Annotated in this window: 14 protein-coding genes; 12 read left to right on the top strand and 2 right to left on the bottom strand. The window is 75.1% G+C overall.

Going from position 1 to position 15,515, the window contains the following annotated elements; translation table 11 throughout:
* From BM223_RS04610 to BM223_RS04620, 3 genes are read left to right on the top strand one after another with little or no spacing between them, the layout of a single operon-like run.
* Positions 1 to 1,161: an LLM class flavin-dependent oxidoreductase gene (locus BM223_RS04610; protein ID WP_038681280.1), complete on the top strand. Its 1,161-nt coding sequence runs from the start codon at positions 1 to 3 to the stop codon at positions 1,159 to 1,161.
* The gene (locus tag BM223_RS04615) at positions 1,158 to 1,646 is read left to right on the top strand and encodes an NADPH-dependent FMN reductase (RefSeq protein ID WP_038681278.1); all 489 of its coding nucleotides are present in this window, start codon (positions 1,158 to 1,160) and stop codon (positions 1,644 to 1,646) included. The genes BM223_RS04610 and BM223_RS04615 overlap by 4 nt, the downstream gene beginning before the upstream one ends.
* Positions 1,643 to 3,022 carry an MFS transporter gene (locus tag BM223_RS04620; RefSeq protein WP_075018463.1) on the top strand — a complete coding sequence of 460 codons (1,380 nt, stop codon included), beginning with the start codon at positions 1,643 to 1,645 and terminating at the stop codon, positions 3,020 to 3,022. Before BM223_RS04615 ends, BM223_RS04620 begins: the two co-directional genes overlap by 4 nt.
* On the opposite strand, the gene BM223_RS04625 is transcribed toward BM223_RS04620, so the two are convergent.
* Together BM223_RS04625 and BM223_RS04630 are read right to left on the bottom strand one after the other, a co-directional pair.
* Positions 2,916 to 3,887 (bottom strand): DUF4349 domain-containing protein, encoded by a 972-nt coding sequence (locus BM223_RS04625; protein WP_038681276.1) that lies wholly within the window; start codon positions 3,885 to 3,887, stop codon positions 2,916 to 2,918. The two genes, BM223_RS04620 and BM223_RS04625, sit on opposite strands and share 107 nt — an antisense overlap.
* Before the next feature lie 34 nt (positions 3,888 to 3,921).
* The gene (locus BM223_RS04630; protein WP_038681273.1) at positions 3,922 to 5,274 is read right to left on the bottom strand and encodes a protoporphyrinogen/coproporphyrinogen oxidase; all 1,353 of its coding nucleotides are present in this window, start codon (positions 5,272 to 5,274) and stop codon (positions 3,922 to 3,924) included.
* A 169-nt stretch (positions 5,275 to 5,443) separates the two neighbouring features.
* Between BM223_RS04630 and BM223_RS04635 the strand changes: the two genes are divergently transcribed.
* From BM223_RS04635 to BM223_RS04670, 9 genes are all read left to right on the top strand, one after another.
* Positions 5,444 to 6,157 carry a hypothetical protein gene (locus tag BM223_RS04635; protein ID WP_038681271.1) on the top strand — a complete coding sequence of 238 codons (714 nt, stop codon included), beginning with the start codon at positions 5,444 to 5,446 and terminating at the stop codon, positions 6,155 to 6,157.
* A gap of 62 nt (positions 6,158 to 6,219) precedes the next feature.
* Positions 6,220 to 8,289, top strand: a complete 2,070-nt coding sequence (locus tag BM223_RS04640) for a sensor histidine kinase (RefSeq protein WP_075018464.1) — start codon at positions 6,220 to 6,222, stop codon at positions 8,287 to 8,289.
* Positions 8,286 to 8,945, top strand: coding sequence for a response regulator transcription factor (locus tag BM223_RS04645; RefSeq protein WP_038681269.1), 660 nt, complete (start codon positions 8,286 to 8,288; stop codon positions 8,943 to 8,945). Before BM223_RS04640 ends, BM223_RS04645 begins: the two co-directional genes overlap by 4 nt.
* Positions 8,946 to 8,965: 20 nt before the next feature.
* A complete protein-coding gene (gene hemQ / locus BM223_RS04650; protein ID WP_038681267.1) occupies positions 8,966 to 9,697 on the top strand; it encodes a hydrogen peroxide-dependent heme synthase in 732 nt (243 codons plus the stop codon).
* Between the two features lie 6 nt (positions 9,698 to 9,703).
* Entirely contained in the window at positions 9,704 to 11,032 is a 1,329-nt protein-coding gene (locus BM223_RS04655; RefSeq protein ID WP_038681264.1) for an SWIM zinc finger family protein, read from the top strand.
* Positions 11,029 to 14,148 carry a hypothetical protein gene (locus BM223_RS04660; protein ID WP_038681262.1) on the top strand — a complete coding sequence of 1,040 codons (3,120 nt, stop codon included), beginning with the start codon at positions 11,029 to 11,031 and terminating at the stop codon, positions 14,146 to 14,148. The genes BM223_RS04655 and BM223_RS04660 overlap by 4 nt, the downstream gene beginning before the upstream one ends.
* Before the next feature lie 56 nt (positions 14,149 to 14,204).
* Positions 14,205 to 14,381 (top strand): hypothetical protein, encoded by a 177-nt coding sequence (locus BM223_RS28840; RefSeq protein ID WP_158510224.1) that lies wholly within the window; start codon positions 14,205 to 14,207, stop codon positions 14,379 to 14,381.
* A 226-nt stretch (positions 14,382 to 14,607) separates the two neighbouring features.
* Positions 14,608 to 15,057: a cysteine dioxygenase gene (locus BM223_RS04665; protein WP_038681259.1), complete on the top strand. Its 450-nt coding sequence runs from the start codon at positions 14,608 to 14,610 to the stop codon at positions 15,055 to 15,057.
* The gene (locus BM223_RS04670) at positions 15,054 to 15,509 is read left to right on the top strand and encodes a rhodanese-like domain-containing protein (protein WP_052138958.1); all 456 of its coding nucleotides are present in this window, start codon (positions 15,054 to 15,056) and stop codon (positions 15,507 to 15,509) included. Before BM223_RS04665 ends, BM223_RS04670 begins: the two co-directional genes overlap by 4 nt.
* The last annotated feature ends 6 nt before the right edge of the window (positions 15,510 to 15,515 follow it).

Raw genomic sequence — 15,515 nt, forward strand, 5'->3', positions numbered from 1 at the left:
ATGTCCCTGAAGTTCCACTGGTTCCTGCCCACCAACGGCGGCGACGGCCGGCACGTCGTCGGCGGCGGCCACGGCGTCAACCCCGGCCAGGCCGGGCGTCCCGCCGACGTGGCGTACCTGACCCAGGTCGCCCGGGCGGCCGAGGACAACGGCTTCGAGGCGGCGCTCACCCCGACCGGTGCCTGGTGCGAGGACGCGTGGCTGACCACGGCGATGCTCAGCCAGACCAGCGAGCGGCTCAAGTTCCTGGTCGCCTTCCGGCCCGGCATCGTCGCGCCCTACCTCGCGGCCCAGATGGCGGCGACCTTCCAGAACCTCACCGACGGCCGGCTGCTGCTCAACGTCGTGACGGGCGGCGAGAGCCACGAGCAGCGGATGTTCGGCGACTTCCTCGACAAGGACGAGCGCTACGAGCGCTGTGGCGAGTTCCTCGAGATCGTGCGCCGGCTCTGGACCGGCGAGACCGTCGACTTCACCGGCAAGCACCTCGCCGTCGAGGCCGCCAAGCTCGGCCAGATCCCCGACCCGGTGCCGGACATCTACTTCGGCGGCTCCTCGCCGGCGGCCGGCCTGGTCGCGGCCGAGCACGCCGACGTCTACCTCACCTGGGGCGAGCCGCCGCAGGCCGTCGCCGAGAAGATCGCGTGGGTCCGCAGGCTGGCCGAGGAGTCCGGCCGCGACCTCGACGCCCGGCCGATCCGGTTCGGCATCCGGATGCACGTGATCACCCGCGACACCGCCGAGGAGGCGTGGGCCGAGGCCGACCGGCTGCTCCAGGGCATCGACCCCGCGGCGATCAAGAAGGTCCAGGAGGGCCTGCGCCGCAGCGAGTCCGAGGGCCAGCGCCGGATGCTCGACCTGCACAGCGGCAGCACCGACGACCTGGAGATCTACCCCAACGTCTGGGCCGGCGTCGGCCTGGTCCGCGGCGGCGCCGGCACCGCGCTCGTGGGCAGCCACGAGCAGGTCGCCGACCGGATCGCCGAGTACGCCGACCTCGGGCTGTCCGAGTTCGTGCTGTCGGCCTACCCCCACCTCGAGGGTGCCTACTGGTTCGGCGAGGGCGTGCTCCCGATCCTCGCCGAGCGCGGCCTGTGGAAGTACGACGGCCCGCGCCGCCGGGTGAGCGCCTCCGTGCCGTTCGGGGCGGTCGGCCGATGAGCACCGCCGTGCTCGTGGGCAACCCGAAGCCGGGCAGCCGCACGCTGTCCGCGGCGCTGCACCTGCACCGCGAGCTCGTCGGCACCGAGCCCGACCTCGTCGTCGACCTCGCCACCCACGGGCCCGCGCTCGTCGACTGGGCCGACCCGGCGGTCGACGACCTCGTCGCCCAGGTGGGGCGGGCGCAGCTCGTCGTCGTCGCGTGCCCGACCTACAAGGCGACGTACACGGGGCTGCTCAAGCTGTTCCTCGACCGGTTCGCGGTCGGCCAGCTCGGCGGCGTCGCCGTCCCGCTGATGCTCGGCGCCGGGCCGGCGCACGCGCTCGCGCCCGAGCTCGGGCTGGCGCCGCTGCTCACGCACCTGGGCGCCGTCGTCCCGGCGGGCGGGCTCTACGTGCTCGACAAGGCGCACGACGACCCGGCCGCCTACACCGACTGGCTCGACCGCGCCCGTCCCGTCGTCGACCGCCTCCTCGCCGCATGAGCGCGGCCGGTCCCTCCCCGCGCCGGGTCGCGCTGGCGGCGGCCGTCGGCGCGACCATCGAGTGGTACGACTTCTTCCTCTACGGCACCGCCGCGGGACTGGTCTTCGACAAGCTCTACTTCAACGGCCTCAGCGGGACGGCGGCGACCTTCGCGGCGTTCGGCACGTTCGCTGTCGGCTTCCTCGCCCGTCCGGTCGGCGGACTGATCTTCGGGCACTTCGGCGACCGGATCGGCCGCAAGGCGATGCTGATCTGGACGCTCGGCATCATGGGCGCCGGGACCGCCCTCATCGGCCTGCTGCCGTCGTACGACAGCATCGGAGTGCTCGCGCCCGTGCTCCTCGTCGTGCTGCGGATCCTGCAGGGCATCGGCGTCGGCGGCGAGTACGGCGGCGCGGTGCTCCTGGCCGTCGAGTTCGCCCCACCGGAGCGGCGCGGCTTCTTCGGCAGCTTCGCGCACATCGGCGTCCCCGGCGGGCTCTTCCTCGCCTCCGGTGCGTTCGCGCTGGCCAGCCGGCTGCCCGAGGACCAGTTCCTCGCGTGGGGCTGGCGGGCCTGCTTCCTGCTGAGCATCGTGCTCCTCGCGATCGGCGCGTGGATCCGGCTCTCGGTCATGGAGACGCCCGCCTTCCGCGAGGTGCAGCAGCGCAAGGAGGTCAGCGCGATGCCCGTGCGCGAGCTCTTCCGCAACCAGCCGCGCACCCTGCTGCTCGGCATGGGCACCCGCTTCATCGAGGGGTTCACGTTCAACCTCTACTCGGTCTTCCTGCTGGCCTACGCGGTCAACACCGTCGGCGTCGCGAAGTCGCTCGTGCTCAACGCGATCATGGTCGGCGCCGTGCTCGGCGTCGTGCTGACGCTGCTGTCCGGCGCGCTGAGCGACCGGTTCGGCCGCAAGCCGGTCTACCGCGTCGGTGCTCTGCTCGGGCTGGCCCTGGCGTTCCCGGTCGCCGCGGCCGTGCAGTCGGGCGGCGGGCTCGCCGTCAGCGCGGCGTTCATCGGCGGGCTCGGCCTGGTCTACGGCACCGTCTACGGGCCGCTCGCGGCCTTCTGGAGCGAGCTGTTCGACACCCGCTACCGCTACTCCGCGCTGAGCGCGCTCTACCAGCTCTCCGGGGTCGTCGCGTCCGGGCTGACGCCGCTGATCGCGGCCTGGCTCGTCACCCTGGGCAGCGACTCGCTGTGGCTCGTGGCGTCGTACAACGTGGCGATCGCGGTGCTCAGCCTGACCTGCATGGCCCTGCTGCCCGAGACCCGCGGCCGCGACCTCACGGTGTCGCCGGCGCCGGAGGGGTCGGGCTCGCGGCCGGCCGCCGGGCGGCACGCCGCCGCAGCAGCCACGCCAGCGGAGCGCCCAGCAGTGCGAGCACGATGAGCCACGGCAGCGCGAAGCCCAGCACCAGCGCGGCGCCGCCGAGCCCGTCGACGAAGCTGTCCCAGCCGCGCTCGAGGCCGCCCAGGAAGCCGCCCTTGTCGTCGTCGCGCCCGGCGTCCTTCTTCGGCGGCTGCTCGACGTAGACGCTGATCGTCGACATCCCGGTCTGGTCGGCCAGCCACTTCTGGCGCGACACGAGCGCGTCGAGGTCGGCCTGGCGGCGGGCGAGCTGGGTCTCGACGGCGACCACCTGCTCGATCGTCTCGGCCCGGGCCAGGAGGGCCTCGATCCGCTCGACACTCTTGCGCTGCGCCCGGATCCGGGCCTCGACGTCGACCACCTCGCCGGTGACGTCCTCCGAGCTCGTGCTCGAGTCGGTCAGCGTGGCGACGCCCTCGAGCGCACCGACGACCTCGTCGAACCGGTCGGCCGGCACCCGCAGCACCAACCGCGCCGAGGCGACCTCGCCCTTGTCGCCGGTGACGGTCTCCTGCTCGCTCACGGTTCCGCGGAAGCGGTCGACGATCTTGTGGACCTCCAACCGGGTCCGGGCGACGTCCTCGTCCTCCAGTGACACGGTGCCGGTCGAGATCACGGCGGGCGTCGTGGCCCCGTCCTGCTGACCGGGGCTCGCGGGGGCGCCGGCCGCAGGATCGGCGTCGGCGGCGGACTCCTGCTTGCTCATCGTGCCCAGGTCGCCGGCCTCCGGCGCGTCACGGGTCGCGGCGACCGCGGCGTGGCCGCCGCTGGACCCGTCGGCGTCGGCGCTGTCGGATTCGCCGCCGGAACCGGCGCAGGCGGCCAGCGAGACCACGGCGGCCGCACCGGCGAGGGCGAGGGTAAGTCGGGAGCGGGTCTGCTTCATGCGGGTCCGACGCGCGCGCCGGTGGTGCGGTTCCCTACTGCAGCAGGGCCGCGGCCGCGCGGGCCGAGGCGATGGTGGCCGGGATGCCCACGCCGTCGTACGCGGCGCCGCACACGGCGAGCCCCGGGACGGCGGCGACCGCCGCGCGGATCCGGGCGACGCGGTCGGTGTGGCCGACCCAGTACTGCGGCAGCCCGCCGCCCCAGCGCTGCACCACGACGTCCTCCGCCGGGACGGCGAGGGGCAGCCCTGTCGCGGTGGCGAGGTCGGCACGCGAGGCCTCGACGAGCGCCGCGTCGGGGACCTGCAGGGAGTCCGCCTCGCCGTACCGGCCGAGGGAGGTGCGGAGCACGAGGAGGCCGTCGCCGGCCCGGCGTACCCACTCCCACTTGGCGAACGAGAACGTCGCGGCCTTGACCCGGCGCCCGTCGACCGGCGGGACGAGGAAGCCCGACGCGCCCAACTCGAGGGCCTCCGCGACCGCGGGGTCGTCGGCGCGGAAGGCGAACGTCGCGAGCGCGACCGACGCGTACTCGATCGCCGCCAGCTCCTCCGCCGCGGCGGGCGCGATGTCACCGAGCAGGCGAGCGGTCGGTGCGGCGGGCGTGGCCAGCACGAGCAGGTCGGCGGCCTCGTCGCCGTCGGGGGTGGCGACCACGAAACCCGTGCCGGTACGGCGGATCGCGGTCACCGGGGCGTCGTACCGGATCGCGCAGCCGGGCCGCCCGGCGACGTCCTCGGCGAGTGCGGCGGGCAGCCGCCACATGCCGCCGTCGACCGCGGCGAAGACCGGCGGCGCGTCGGCGGGCGGCGGCGGCACGACGACCTCGTCGCGGGTGAGCAGGTCGAGCAGCTGGGGGGCGGCGGAGCGGGTCGAGATCCGGCGCGCCTGGCCGGCGTACACGCCGCCGAGGAGGGGCTCCACGAGACGGTCGACCACCTCGTCGCCGTACCGCTGGGCGACGAGGTCACCGACCGAGATGTCACCCCCCGCGCCGAAGTGCGCCGGTTGCGGGTTCGAGGCGCGCGTCATGCCGGCTGGGGAGAGGATCCCGGACGCCGCCAGCCCGTCGAGGTCGAGCGGCGCGCCCATCACGGTCCGGGGGAGCGGGCGCAGCGCGTCGCGGGTCCACACCCGGGAGCTCGCGCTGGTCGGGTGGACCAGCGGCAGGTCGACCGCCGACGCCAGGGCGATCCCCTCGGGACGCCGGTGCAGCATCGCCTCCGCGCCGACGTCGACCGTCGTACCGGCGACCTCGGCGGAGCGCAGCTTGCCGCCGGCCCGGTCGGACGCCTCGAGCACCAGGACGTCGTGGCCCGCCTCGGCGAGCTCGCGCGCCGCCGTCAGACCTGCGATCCCGGCACCCACGACCACCGCTCGGCTCACGGGTCCAGCCTGCCAGAGGACGCATCCGGCAACCTCGAGGGGCCAACCCTGCAACTTCGACGGGCGAACTGTGCGACTTCGGCCGCCGGAACGTGCCCCTTCGCGCGTCCTGGGAGGTGTGCCGGGTTGTCCCTGTCGGGCGGGACAAGCGGCCCGGCACGGTGCTCCCATGACCGCTCAGACACATGTTCCCCCGACCGCCCTCGACCGTGCCGAGCCCGGCGACCGGCCGGCCGCCTCGCCGCCGACGAGGTGGGCGCTGGCCGGGCTCGGGGCCGGGATCGCCGGTGTCGGCGTCGTCGTCTCGAGCGGGCTGGTGCATGCGGCGTACGACGAGAAGCTCTCCGGCAACGCCCCGGGGATCGTCGAGGAGCTCGGCAACGAGGTCCCGCAGATGCTCGCCTTCCACCTGTTCGCCATCGTCGGCTCGGTGCTGCTCGTCGTGTTCGCCGCCGGGCTGCACCGCCGGCTCCGGGCGGCGACCGGGCCGGACAGCGTGCTGCCGCTGGTCGCCTTCACCGGGGCCCTGGTCACCGCGATGATGATGTTCGTCGGGGCGGGCCTCGACACCGAGTTCATCTTCGCGGTGAACGACCCCGACATCCTCGTCCCCGAGACCGCCGTCATGTTCAACCACTGGATCGGCACGATCCCGTGGTGCTGGGGGATGCTCGGGCTGTCCGGGATCGCCCTGTTCGGCGCCGCGCGCCAGGGTGGCCTGCCGCGCTGGATGGGTCTGGTCGGGCTGCTCGGTGGCGGCCTGACGCTGCTGCTCGGCATCTCGCCGCTGCAGTACATGGCCGGGATGACCGGCCCGCTCGGCCTGATCGTGATCGCGCTCGGCTTCCTCGCCGGCGACAAGGTCCACCGCGGCCGCGCGTGAGCCGAGCGACCAAATCTGCCGGTCCGGCCTGTGGGGGGCCGGACCGGCGGCACAATGTGCCGGTGCAGAACGAGCCCCGGCGCGACGGCGACCTGCGGCCCCGGGGCTGGCAGGTCGTCGGTGTGCTCCTCGTCCCGGTCCTGTGCGCGGTGATCCTCCCGGTCGCCGCGTGGATCGACATGAGCGCGCCGCAGAGCAGCCCCGGCGTCCGGATCGCGGGTGGCCCGGGCTGGCCGTGGGTCGTGGACGGCGTCGTGCTCGCCGCGCTCGCCGTGGTGGTCCTGTGCCACGACCGCACCCAGCGCTTCGGCTGGGGGCTCGCCTTCTTCGGCCTGTTCTGGGCGCTCGACGGGCTGTCCCAGAGCTACATCAACACCGGGCTGACCGACGACGGCGCCTGGCCCGGGACGACGTTCGCGCTGTGGTTCCTCGACCGGTTCGCGTCGTACCTGACGTCGGTGGTCGCGGTCCTGCTGCTCGTCTTCCCGACCGGTCGCTTCCTGCCCGGCCGCTGGCGCCCGGCGTCCTGGTGCGCGGTCGGCGTGCTGGCGCTGAGCGGGCTGCTGATCATCGTGGCGCCCGCCGAGGACGAGCGGTACGCCGGGATGCTGCCCTCCTCGGTCGACCAGAACCCGACCACGATCCCCGCCCTCGTGGGCCACGGCCAGCAGGTGGTCTCGCTCGGGATCGCGCTCGGCGCCACCGGCTTCTTCTTCGCCCTGCTCACCGTGGTCGTGCGCTACCGCCGCTCCGAGGGCCTGATGCGCGACCGGATGCGCTGGCTGGTGTGGAGCGTCCTGGTCATCGTCGCGGGCATCGCCGTGTTCGCCGTCGCGGAGCTGCCGGGCGCCGACTACACGGGGGCCTTCCTCGCCACCGTCCTGCCGCCCGCCGCGATGACGATCGCGATCGTGCGGCCCCAGCTGGTCTCCATCCAGGACCTGCTCAGCCGCACCCTCGTCCTCGCCGCGGTGCTCGTCGTTCTCGTCGTCGCCGACGCCGCCGTCCTCGGCCTGCTCACGCTCGTGCTCGACGACGCGCTCACCCAGGCACAGGTCGTCACCGTGGTGCTGCTGGTCGCCGTCTTCCTGTACGGCCCGCTGCGGCACCGCCTCTCCTCCTTCGTACGACGTCTCATGCTCGGCGAGCGCGGCAACCGGTACGACGCCGTCGCCGGCCTCGCCTCGACCCTGGAGACCACCGACGACAGCGCCGAGCAGCTGGGAGCCGTCGCCCGCGCGGTGGCGTCGGCGTTCGGCGTCCCGTTCGTCAGCGTCGAGGTCGACCGCGGTCACGGCGAGCGCCTCGTCACGACGTACGGCGAGCGCCCCGCGCAGGTGCGCACCCTCCCGATCACCTACCGCGACATCACCATCGGCCGGCTCGTGCTGCCCGCGCGCGGCCTGCGCAGCCGGCTGAGCGTGCGCGACGAGGAGCTGCTCGGCGACCTCGTCCGCCAGGCCGCCACGGCCGCCCGGACCAGCCAGCTCGCCGAGGAGGTCCAGCGCAGCCGCGAGCGGCTCGTCACCGCGCGCGAGGAGGAGCGACGCCGGATCCGCCGCGACCTGCACGACGGCCTGGGCCCGGCGCTGAGCGGCATCGTCTTCCAGCTCGAGGCCGCCCGGATGACCGTCGAGCGCGATCCCCAGCGCGCCCGCGACCAGGTCGAGACGGTGAGCGCCCAGGTCCAGGAGGTCGTCGCCGACGTGCGGCGGCTCGTCCACGACCTGCGCCCGCCCGCCCTCGACGACCGCGGCCTGGTCGGTGCGCTGCGCCAGCAGGCCGAGGCGCTCGACGTCGCGCTCGACGTGGTCGGCGACACCGACCTGGCCGGCCGGCTGCCCGCTGCCGTCGAGGTCGCCGCCTTCCGGATCGTGGGGGAGGCCCTGACCAACGTCGCCCGCCACGCGGACGCCTCCCGGGCCCGGCTCGACCTCGCGGTCCGCGACGACACGCTCGTCGTCGAGCTCGCCGACGACGGCCGCGGGATCCCCGCCGACCGTGCCGCCGGCGTCGGCCTGGTCAGCCTGCGCGAGCGGGCCGCGGAGCTCGGCGGCACCACCACGATCAGCTCACCCCCGGACGGCGGCACCGTCGTCCGCGCCCGACTTCCGCTGAGGAGCCCCGCATGAACAGCCCGGTCCGCGTCGTCGTGGTCGACGACCACCAGATCGTCCGCGACGGCCTCACCGCCCTCCTCGCCGCCCTCGACGGGATCGAGGTCGTCGGCTCGGCCAGCGACGGCCGCGAGGCCCTGCACGTCGTCGCGGACACCGCCCCGGACCTCGTCGTCATGGACATCCAGATGCCGCACCTCGACGGCATCGAGGCCACGCGCTTCCTCACCGGCCGCGACCCCGCGCTGCGCGTCGTCATGCTCACCATGAACGAGGACGACGACACGATCCTCAGCGCGATCCGGGCCGGCGCGTGCGGCTACCTGCTCAAGGGCGCGGGTGCCGACGAGGTCCAGCACGCGATCCGCTCCGCCGCCTCCGGCGGCATGGTCTTCGGTGCCAGCCTGGCCGCCCGGATCGCCGCCCTCTTCGCCGGCGCCACACCCGCCACCACCCCTGCCGACGAGCCCTTCCCCGAGCTGACCGAGCGCGAGCGCGACGTCCTCCAGCGGATCGCCGCGGGCCGCACCAACGACGAGATCGCCGCCCAGCTCTACGTCTCCAACAAGACCGTGCGCAACACGGTCTCGGCGATCTACGCCAAGCTCCACGCGACCGGTCGCGCCGACGCCATCGTCAAGGCCCGGGAGGCGGGCTACGGCCGCGACTGACCGCCCGGCACAATGGGGTCATGTCGGACCAGGACCCGCAGGCGCACCTCAAGACCAACGCCGCGAAGATCAACGAGCTCAACGACACCATCCGCTTCACCATGTGGTCGGTGTTCCGGCTCGAGCAGACGCTCGGTGCCGACGACGTCGTCCGCAAGCAGGAGACCGCCGAGCTCGAGACCCTCCTGGCCGACCTCGCGGCCGAGGACGTCGTCGTCCGCGGCATCTACGACGTGGCCGGCCTGCGCGCCGACGCCGACCTGATGGTCTGGTGGCACGCGACCACCAGCGACCAGCTCCAGGCCGCCTACCACCGGCTGCGCCGGTCCGCCTTCGGCTCGCGGCTCGCCCCGGTCTGGTCACAGATGGCGCTGCACCGCCCGGCCGAGTTCAACCGCAGCCACCTGCCGGCCTTCCTCGCCGACGAGCGCGCCCACGCCTACGCCGCCGTCTACCCCTTCGTGCGCTCCTACGAGTGGTACCTCCTCGAGGACGGCGAGCGCCGCCGCCTCCTGGCCGAGCACGGCCAGATGGCCCGCGGCTACCCCGACGTCCGGGCCAACACGGTGCCGAGCTTCGCACTCGGCGACTACGAGTGGATCCTCGCCTTCGAGGCCGACGACCTCACCCGGATCGTCGACCTGATGCGCCACCTGCGCGGCTCCGAGACCCGGCGCCACGTGCGCGAGGAGGTGCCGTTCTACACCGGACGGCGGGTCGAGGTCGCCGAGCTGCTGGCGACGCTGCCCTGATCTGAGGTGGCCGGTCCGCGCGCCTTCGCCGGCGCGTCGGGGCTGGGCGACGACGGGCTCGCCCTCGCGCTCGCCCCGGCGCTGACGCCGGACGGGGTCGAGGCGAGCCCGCGGTTCTTCCACGGCTTCGCGACCCACCCGCAGGTGCTCGCGCGCGGCCTCGGGGTGCTCGCCGAGATCACCGCGACCCGCTACTTCCACTACACGCCGACCACCCAGCGCGACCCGGTCCTGACCGCCCAGGGCGACCGGCTGCGCGCCGAGTGCTTCTCGGCGTGCAACAGCGTCTACGCCCGGCTCGACCTGTTGGCGGCCGGTCTCGACGGCGGCGAGATCGCCCACGGCACCACCAACGTCGACCTCGGTACGGCGACCCGCGCGCTGCTCGCCCAGGTCGGCCGCGCCGACCTGCTCCACCTCGCCGTCGGTCTCGACGAGGTCCGCCTCGCCACCCTCGACGCGACCGTCGTCGAGCGTCCCGTCGCGATGCCGACGCGCTGGATCCGCGCGCTCGGCAACGTCGCCGAGCTCCACCACGGGCTGGTCCCCGCCTTCTCCGTCGACGCCGCGGGGGCCCGTGCGTTCCTGGCCACGGTGCCGGCCGCGACCGCGACGACGCGGGGGAGCGGCTGGCTGGTGCCGGACCGGCGCGGCGTCCGGCTCGCCGCCCGCCCCGGTCCGGCTGCCGGCTCGGCCGTCGCGGTCGCCGGGCTGCACCGGCTCAGCGCGCTGCGCCGGATGCTCACCCACGTCGAGGGCATGACCTTCCACCACGGCGGTGCCGGCGACGCCGAGGCCGTCGTCGTCGAGGTCGCCCTGCCCGCGGCCCGGCTCGTCGTCGGACTCACCGCCGAGGCCTGGCGCGGCCACTCCGGCGAGGGCTCGCTGCTGACCGGTCTGGCCGTGACGACCACGGGAGCGGACGCCCGGCTGGTCTCCGCGCTGCTGTCGTTCGAGCCGGTGATCGACGTGCCGCGGCTGGCGCGCGCGACGGCCCTGTCCGAGGAGCGGGTCCGCGGCGCGCTCGCCGTCCTCGCCTCGTCGGGCCGGGTCGGCTGGGACCTCCACGACGCCGCCTGGTTCCACCGCGAGCTGCCCGACGACCCGGACCGCGTCGAGCGCGACCACCCGCGGCTGGCGGGGGCACGCGCGCTCGTGGCGGCCGGTGCCGTCGTCCGCGACGACGGCGGGTGGACCGTGTCCAGCGGCGGGACCGACCACCGCGTCACCGGCGACCCGCCCGCCCGCTGCACCTGCCGGTGGTACCTCACGCACGGTGCCGACCGCGGCCCCTGCAAGCACGTCCTGGCCGTCCGGATCACGGAGGATCGATGACCACCAGCACCACCGCTCGCGATCGCGCGCTCGAGCTGTGCCGCGAGCTCGGCTGGACCGAGGTCACCGCCGAGCAGGCCGCCGGCCACCCGATCGGCACCCCCGAGCAGCAGCGCGTGCTGCGCGACGGGCTGAGCCGCAGCGGGTGGGAGGAGCTGTCCCTGACCCACGCCGAGCGCGCCGCCCTCGCCGTGCTCGCCGTGCGGGTGGGGGTCGACGCGCGCCGGATCGTCACGCTGCTCCGGTTCGCGGGCGTGCCCGGCGACGCGTTCGGTGACGCGGTCGCCGCGCGGGGTTCCGACGACGCCGCCCGGTTCGTGGCCGAGGCGGTCCGCACCGCCAACCGCTTCCACGAGCACGCCGTCAGCCGGCTGGGACGCGTCGTGGTCCGGCTGGTCCACGAGCTCGGCCTGCCGGTGCCCGCCGAGGTGAGCTACCTCAAGGACTGGGCCGCCCTCGTCGCCGAGAAGGAGGCGCCCGACGACCGCTTCGCCGAGCACGCCCGGGTCGCCGTCGACGCCGGTCTCCCGCTGACCGGTCCCTTCGGGCCGCTGTTCGGCGCGGCCGTCGGGCAGGGCCGGCTGACCCGGCCCGAGGCGCTCCGGCTGGCGTTCACCGGCCTCGACACCGCCGTACGCCCGGGCGATCGCAAGGTGTGGACCCGCATCCTCGTCGACGACCTCGACGTCACCGACGCCGAGCTGGTCGAGCGCGCCGACGCGCTGGTCGTCGTGCTCGCCACCGGTGAGGGGCCGGTCGTCGAGGCGTTCGCCCCGCGGCTGCTCGCGGCCGTGCCGGACGACCTGGTGCCCGACGTGCTCGCGGCCGCGTCGACCGTGCGGACCAAGAAGGCGCGCCGTGCGGTCACCGCGGCGGCCGCCCGCCGGCTCCCGCCCGAGGCGCTCGCCCCCGAGCCCGACGAGGCGCCGGCCGAGCGCGGCCGCTGGCTGCCGGCGCCACCGCTCGCCCCCGTGCCGGCGTTCACGCTGGGTGCCGTGGGACCGGACCGGCTCACCGACCTCACCGATCTCGCCGGACTCCTGCTCGGCCGGCCCGAGGAGGTCGTCGACGTCGAGACCGAGCGCTTCCTCGCGCTGGCCAACGCGCTCGCCCGCACCGATCCGGACGGCGTCCGGCAGGCACTGCGCGGCGTACCGGAGACCTGGCGCTGCGGGCTGTGGCCGGTCGCGGCCTGGGTCGCGGGGGAGCCGGGCCCGGACCCGTCCTCGGTCAACCCGCTCGTCGCGCGGGACGCCGCCGTCGTCGCCCGGCTCGGAGCCGTCCCGGCACTCCTCTCGACTCCCTCCTCCGACGACCTGCGGATCGACCCGGCCGACCTCGCCGACCGGCTGCGGGCCTACCGCGCCGCCGGGGTGGCGGCGGCCGGGGCCGACCTGCTCGTCGCCCTGCTGCGCCTCGACCTCGACCTCGCCGGTGGCGACGGCGGCGCCGCCGTGCGCGCCGAGCTGGCGACGCTCGACGTCCCGGTCCTGGACGCAGCAGGCGCTGCGCTCCCCGTGGCTGCCGGCCCGCTCGCGGCCGGCTACCTGGCCGACCCGGTGGTCGAGCCCGAGGTCCGGGTCGCACCCCGGGCTCGCTACTGGGACATCGACGAGCCGGTCGTCCCCGCCTCGCTCGCCCTGTTCGCCGGGCTGCTCGGCCGGGCCCGCTGGATGGGCGGCCGGGCGCTCGCGCTCTGGCCCGGCTGGGGTGAGGCGACGGCCCGTCAGCTCGGCGGGGGCTATCCCGACGCGGGCTTCGGCATCGGCGCGCGCCAGCTCGCCCGTCGCGCGGCGCCGCTCGGCCCCGGCGCGACCGTCAACCTGCTCGCCGGCCCGCGTGGCGCCCACCCCGTTGCCGCCGAGGACGCCGCCCGCGCCGTCACCGAGGCGTGGGCGCGCGGGCTTCTGCGTCCCGGGGTCGCCGACGCCCGCTACCTCGACTGGAACGTGGTGCCCGGCCAGCTCGCCGCACTGGCCCCGGTGCTGCTCGACCATGCCGACGACGGGCTCGCGGCCGTGGTCTGGCCGGTCCTCGCAGACCTGGTCGCGATCGCGGTCGACGCCCCACGGCTGCTCTCCGGGACGGCTGAGCTCGCCGAGGCGCTCCTCGCGCTCGCCCCGGGAGCCGTCGCCGCGGTCGCCGACGGCCGGGCGCCGCAGGAGGTCCTCGAGGTGCCGGGCCTGCGCGCTCTCGCCGCCCGCAGCGGCTCGTCCCGCGCGGTCGTCGCCGCCCGGGCCGCCGTCGCCCTGCTCCCCGCTCCGGTCGTACCGGACATCCCGGTCCCGGCGCCGGAGCCGGCCCCGCCGGCCGATCCGAGCCTCGATGCCGACTGGCCGGCCGGTGCCGGCTCCCTCGCCGAGGTCGCCGACGGCATCGCGCTCACGGCGCAGTGGGAGGACCCGGCCGCCACGACCAAGATGCTCGCCTTCGACCTGGTCCTGCCCGACCGTCCGGGCGAGGTCTACCGCGTGGTCAAGGGCTGGACCTACGACCTCGAGAGCGAGGGCCAGTGCGCCGCCACGGAGCGCGGCACCGGGGCGGCGGCCTGGCTCTCGTGGGACGGCACGCGGATGACGGTCTCGCCCCACCGCGACCGGGTCAACGGCCGGTCCGGGCCGCTGCAGCACGACGGCCCGGTCCGGCCGCTGACGACGGGCATGGTCGCCGTCGCGCTCGGCATGGTCGGCCAGGACGGCGAGCGCGGGCTGGCCGGCGAGCACCTCCTCGACGTCCTGGCCGCCCGCGAGCGGATCGGCAGCGCCGTCGTGCGGTCGGCGACGCGACTGCTCCTCACCCAGCCGGACGTCAGCCCGGCCCGGCTGGTCCGGGTCCTCGAGAAGCGGCGGCACCTCCTGCCCCTGCTCTGGCCGCTCCTGACCGAGCCGGTCCGCGCGGCCGGCAGCACGGACGGACCGCCGCCGCGCTGGCTCAACCAGGTGCTCGTCGTCGCGCTCGTCCACGCCCCGGCGCTGCGGGTCGCCGCCCGGACCGGCCGGCTGCCGGCCGACCTGAGCGGACCGGACGGGTGGCCCGGCCTCGCCGTCCTGGCGGCCCGGCCGGGGAAGTCCGCCGCGCTCGGGAAGGCGAGAGAGCTGAGAAGTCGCTTGACGTGAAGCGCTAGGGAGCCGTGGCCGGGTGCGGCCCGGGCCCGGATCAGGCATGATGAGGCATGGTCATTCTTCTCGTGGTCCTCGCCGCCGTCGTGATCCTCTTCGCCCTGAGCTGGTGGCTCAACGGCCGGCCCGCCGCCCGTCGCGGTGCCGGCATCGAGCAGGGCCGCCGAAGGGCGAACGGTGAGGCCGAGAGCTGGCGCGCCTCGCACTCGTCCGGCGGCCCGATCCCCTGACCTGAGGAGGCGCCGGCGCTCACCGGCACTCTCCGACGCGGTGGCGATCCGCCGCGCCCGTTCCGCATGTCGTTTGCAAAGTCTATCGACTTAATGCACTATTGAGTCATGACCGGACTCCCCCTCGCCTCGCTCGTCACTCTCCGTGACCCGCGCGGGTGTTGTCGCTGCTGTTGATCCCGACCCGATCCAGCACCGACCACTCCCACACCCCGAGGAACCTGCCATGACCCAGCTCGCCGTCCTGCCCCTCCTCGAGGTCGTCCGCAACCACGCGGCCGACCCCGACCTGCACCACCTGCTCGACCACGACCCCTACGAGCGCTCGTGGATCCGCCTGCTCACCACCGAGGACTACGAGCTCTGGCTCATCTCGTGGCCCGCGGGTGCCGCCACCGACTGGCACGACCACGGCTCGTCGTCCGGCGCGTTCACCGTCCTCGAGGGCCGGCTCACCGAGCACACCTTCGACGGCGGTCTCCGGCTCGTCGACCTCGCTCCCGGCGACGGCAAGGCGTTCGGCGCCGGCTACGCGCACGACGTCCGCAACGCCACGGACGCCCCGGCGCTCTCGCTCCACGCGTACTCCCCGCGGCTGCACACGATGACCCGGTTCAAGTTCCACGGCGACCGGCTCGAGGCGCTCGGTGTCGAGAAGGCCGGGGAGGAGTGGTGAGCACCCTCGCCGCAGCTCCCGCCCCCGCGCCGGTCCGGTACGACGGCGTCGACGCCCTCCTCGCCGACGCGCGCTCCCGGCTCGACCGGATCAGCCCGCGCGCGGCCTTCCAGGAGCTCGTCGCCCGCGTCCACGACCACGACCAGGCCGTCGTCCTCGTCGACATCCGGCCCGCCGCCCAGCGCGCGGCCGAGGGCGAGGTCGCCGCGTGGTTGCCGGCCCTCGTGGTCGAGCGCAACGTGCTCGAGTGGCGCTTCGACCCGCGCAGCGACGCGCGGCTGCCCGAGGCGTCGTACGACCTGCGGGTGCTGGTGCTGTGCCAGGAGGGCTACACCTCCTCGCTCGCCGCGGACGCCCTGCGGAGCCTCGGCATCCACGGCGCCACCGACGTGATCGGCGGGTTCGCGGCCTGGCGCGCGGCCGGGATGCCCGTCGCGGGCGTCGCCGCGTGACCTGCT

The sequence above is a fragment of the Pimelobacter simplex genome (assembly GCF_900114845.1).
In the GTDB taxonomy this organism is placed as follows: Bacteria; Actinomycetota; Actinomycetes; order Propionibacteriales; family Nocardioidaceae; genus Nocardioides; species Nocardioides simplex.

What these genes read in the sequence shown, in the direction of transcription:
- BM223_RS04610 (WP_038681280.1), top strand. Translation starts at nt 1, where the DNA reads ATGTCCCTGAAGTTCCACTGGTTCCTGCCCACCAACGGCGGCGACGGC.
- BM223_RS04615 (WP_038681278.1), top strand. Translation starts at nt 1,158, where the DNA reads ATGAGCACCGCCGTGCTCGTGGGCAACCCGAAGCCGGGCAGCCGCACG.
- BM223_RS04620 (WP_075018463.1), top strand. Translation starts at nt 1,643, where the DNA reads ATGAGCGCGGCCGGTCCCTCCCCGCGCCGGGTCGCGCTGGCGGCGGCC.
- BM223_RS04625 (WP_038681276.1), bottom strand. Translation starts at nt 3,887, where the DNA reads ATGAAGCAGACCCGCTCCCGACTTACCCTCGCCCTCGCCGGTGCGGCC.
- BM223_RS04635 (WP_038681271.1), top strand. Translation starts at nt 5,444, where the DNA reads ATGACCGCTCAGACACATGTTCCCCCGACCGCCCTCGACCGTGCCGAG.
- BM223_RS04645 (WP_038681269.1), top strand. Translation starts at nt 8,286, where the DNA reads ATGAACAGCCCGGTCCGCGTCGTCGTGGTCGACGACCACCAGATCGTC.
- hemQ (WP_038681267.1), top strand. Translation starts at nt 8,966, where the DNA reads ATGTCGGACCAGGACCCGCAGGCGCACCTCAAGACCAACGCCGCGAAG.
- BM223_RS04660 (WP_038681262.1), top strand. Translation starts at nt 11,029, where the DNA reads ATGACCACCAGCACCACCGCTCGCGATCGCGCGCTCGAGCTGTGCCGC.
- BM223_RS28840 (WP_158510224.1), top strand. Translation starts at nt 14,205, where the DNA reads ATGGTCATTCTTCTCGTGGTCCTCGCCGCCGTCGTGATCCTCTTCGCC.
- BM223_RS04665 (WP_038681259.1), top strand. Translation starts at nt 14,608, where the DNA reads ATGACCCAGCTCGCCGTCCTGCCCCTCCTCGAGGTCGTCCGCAACCAC.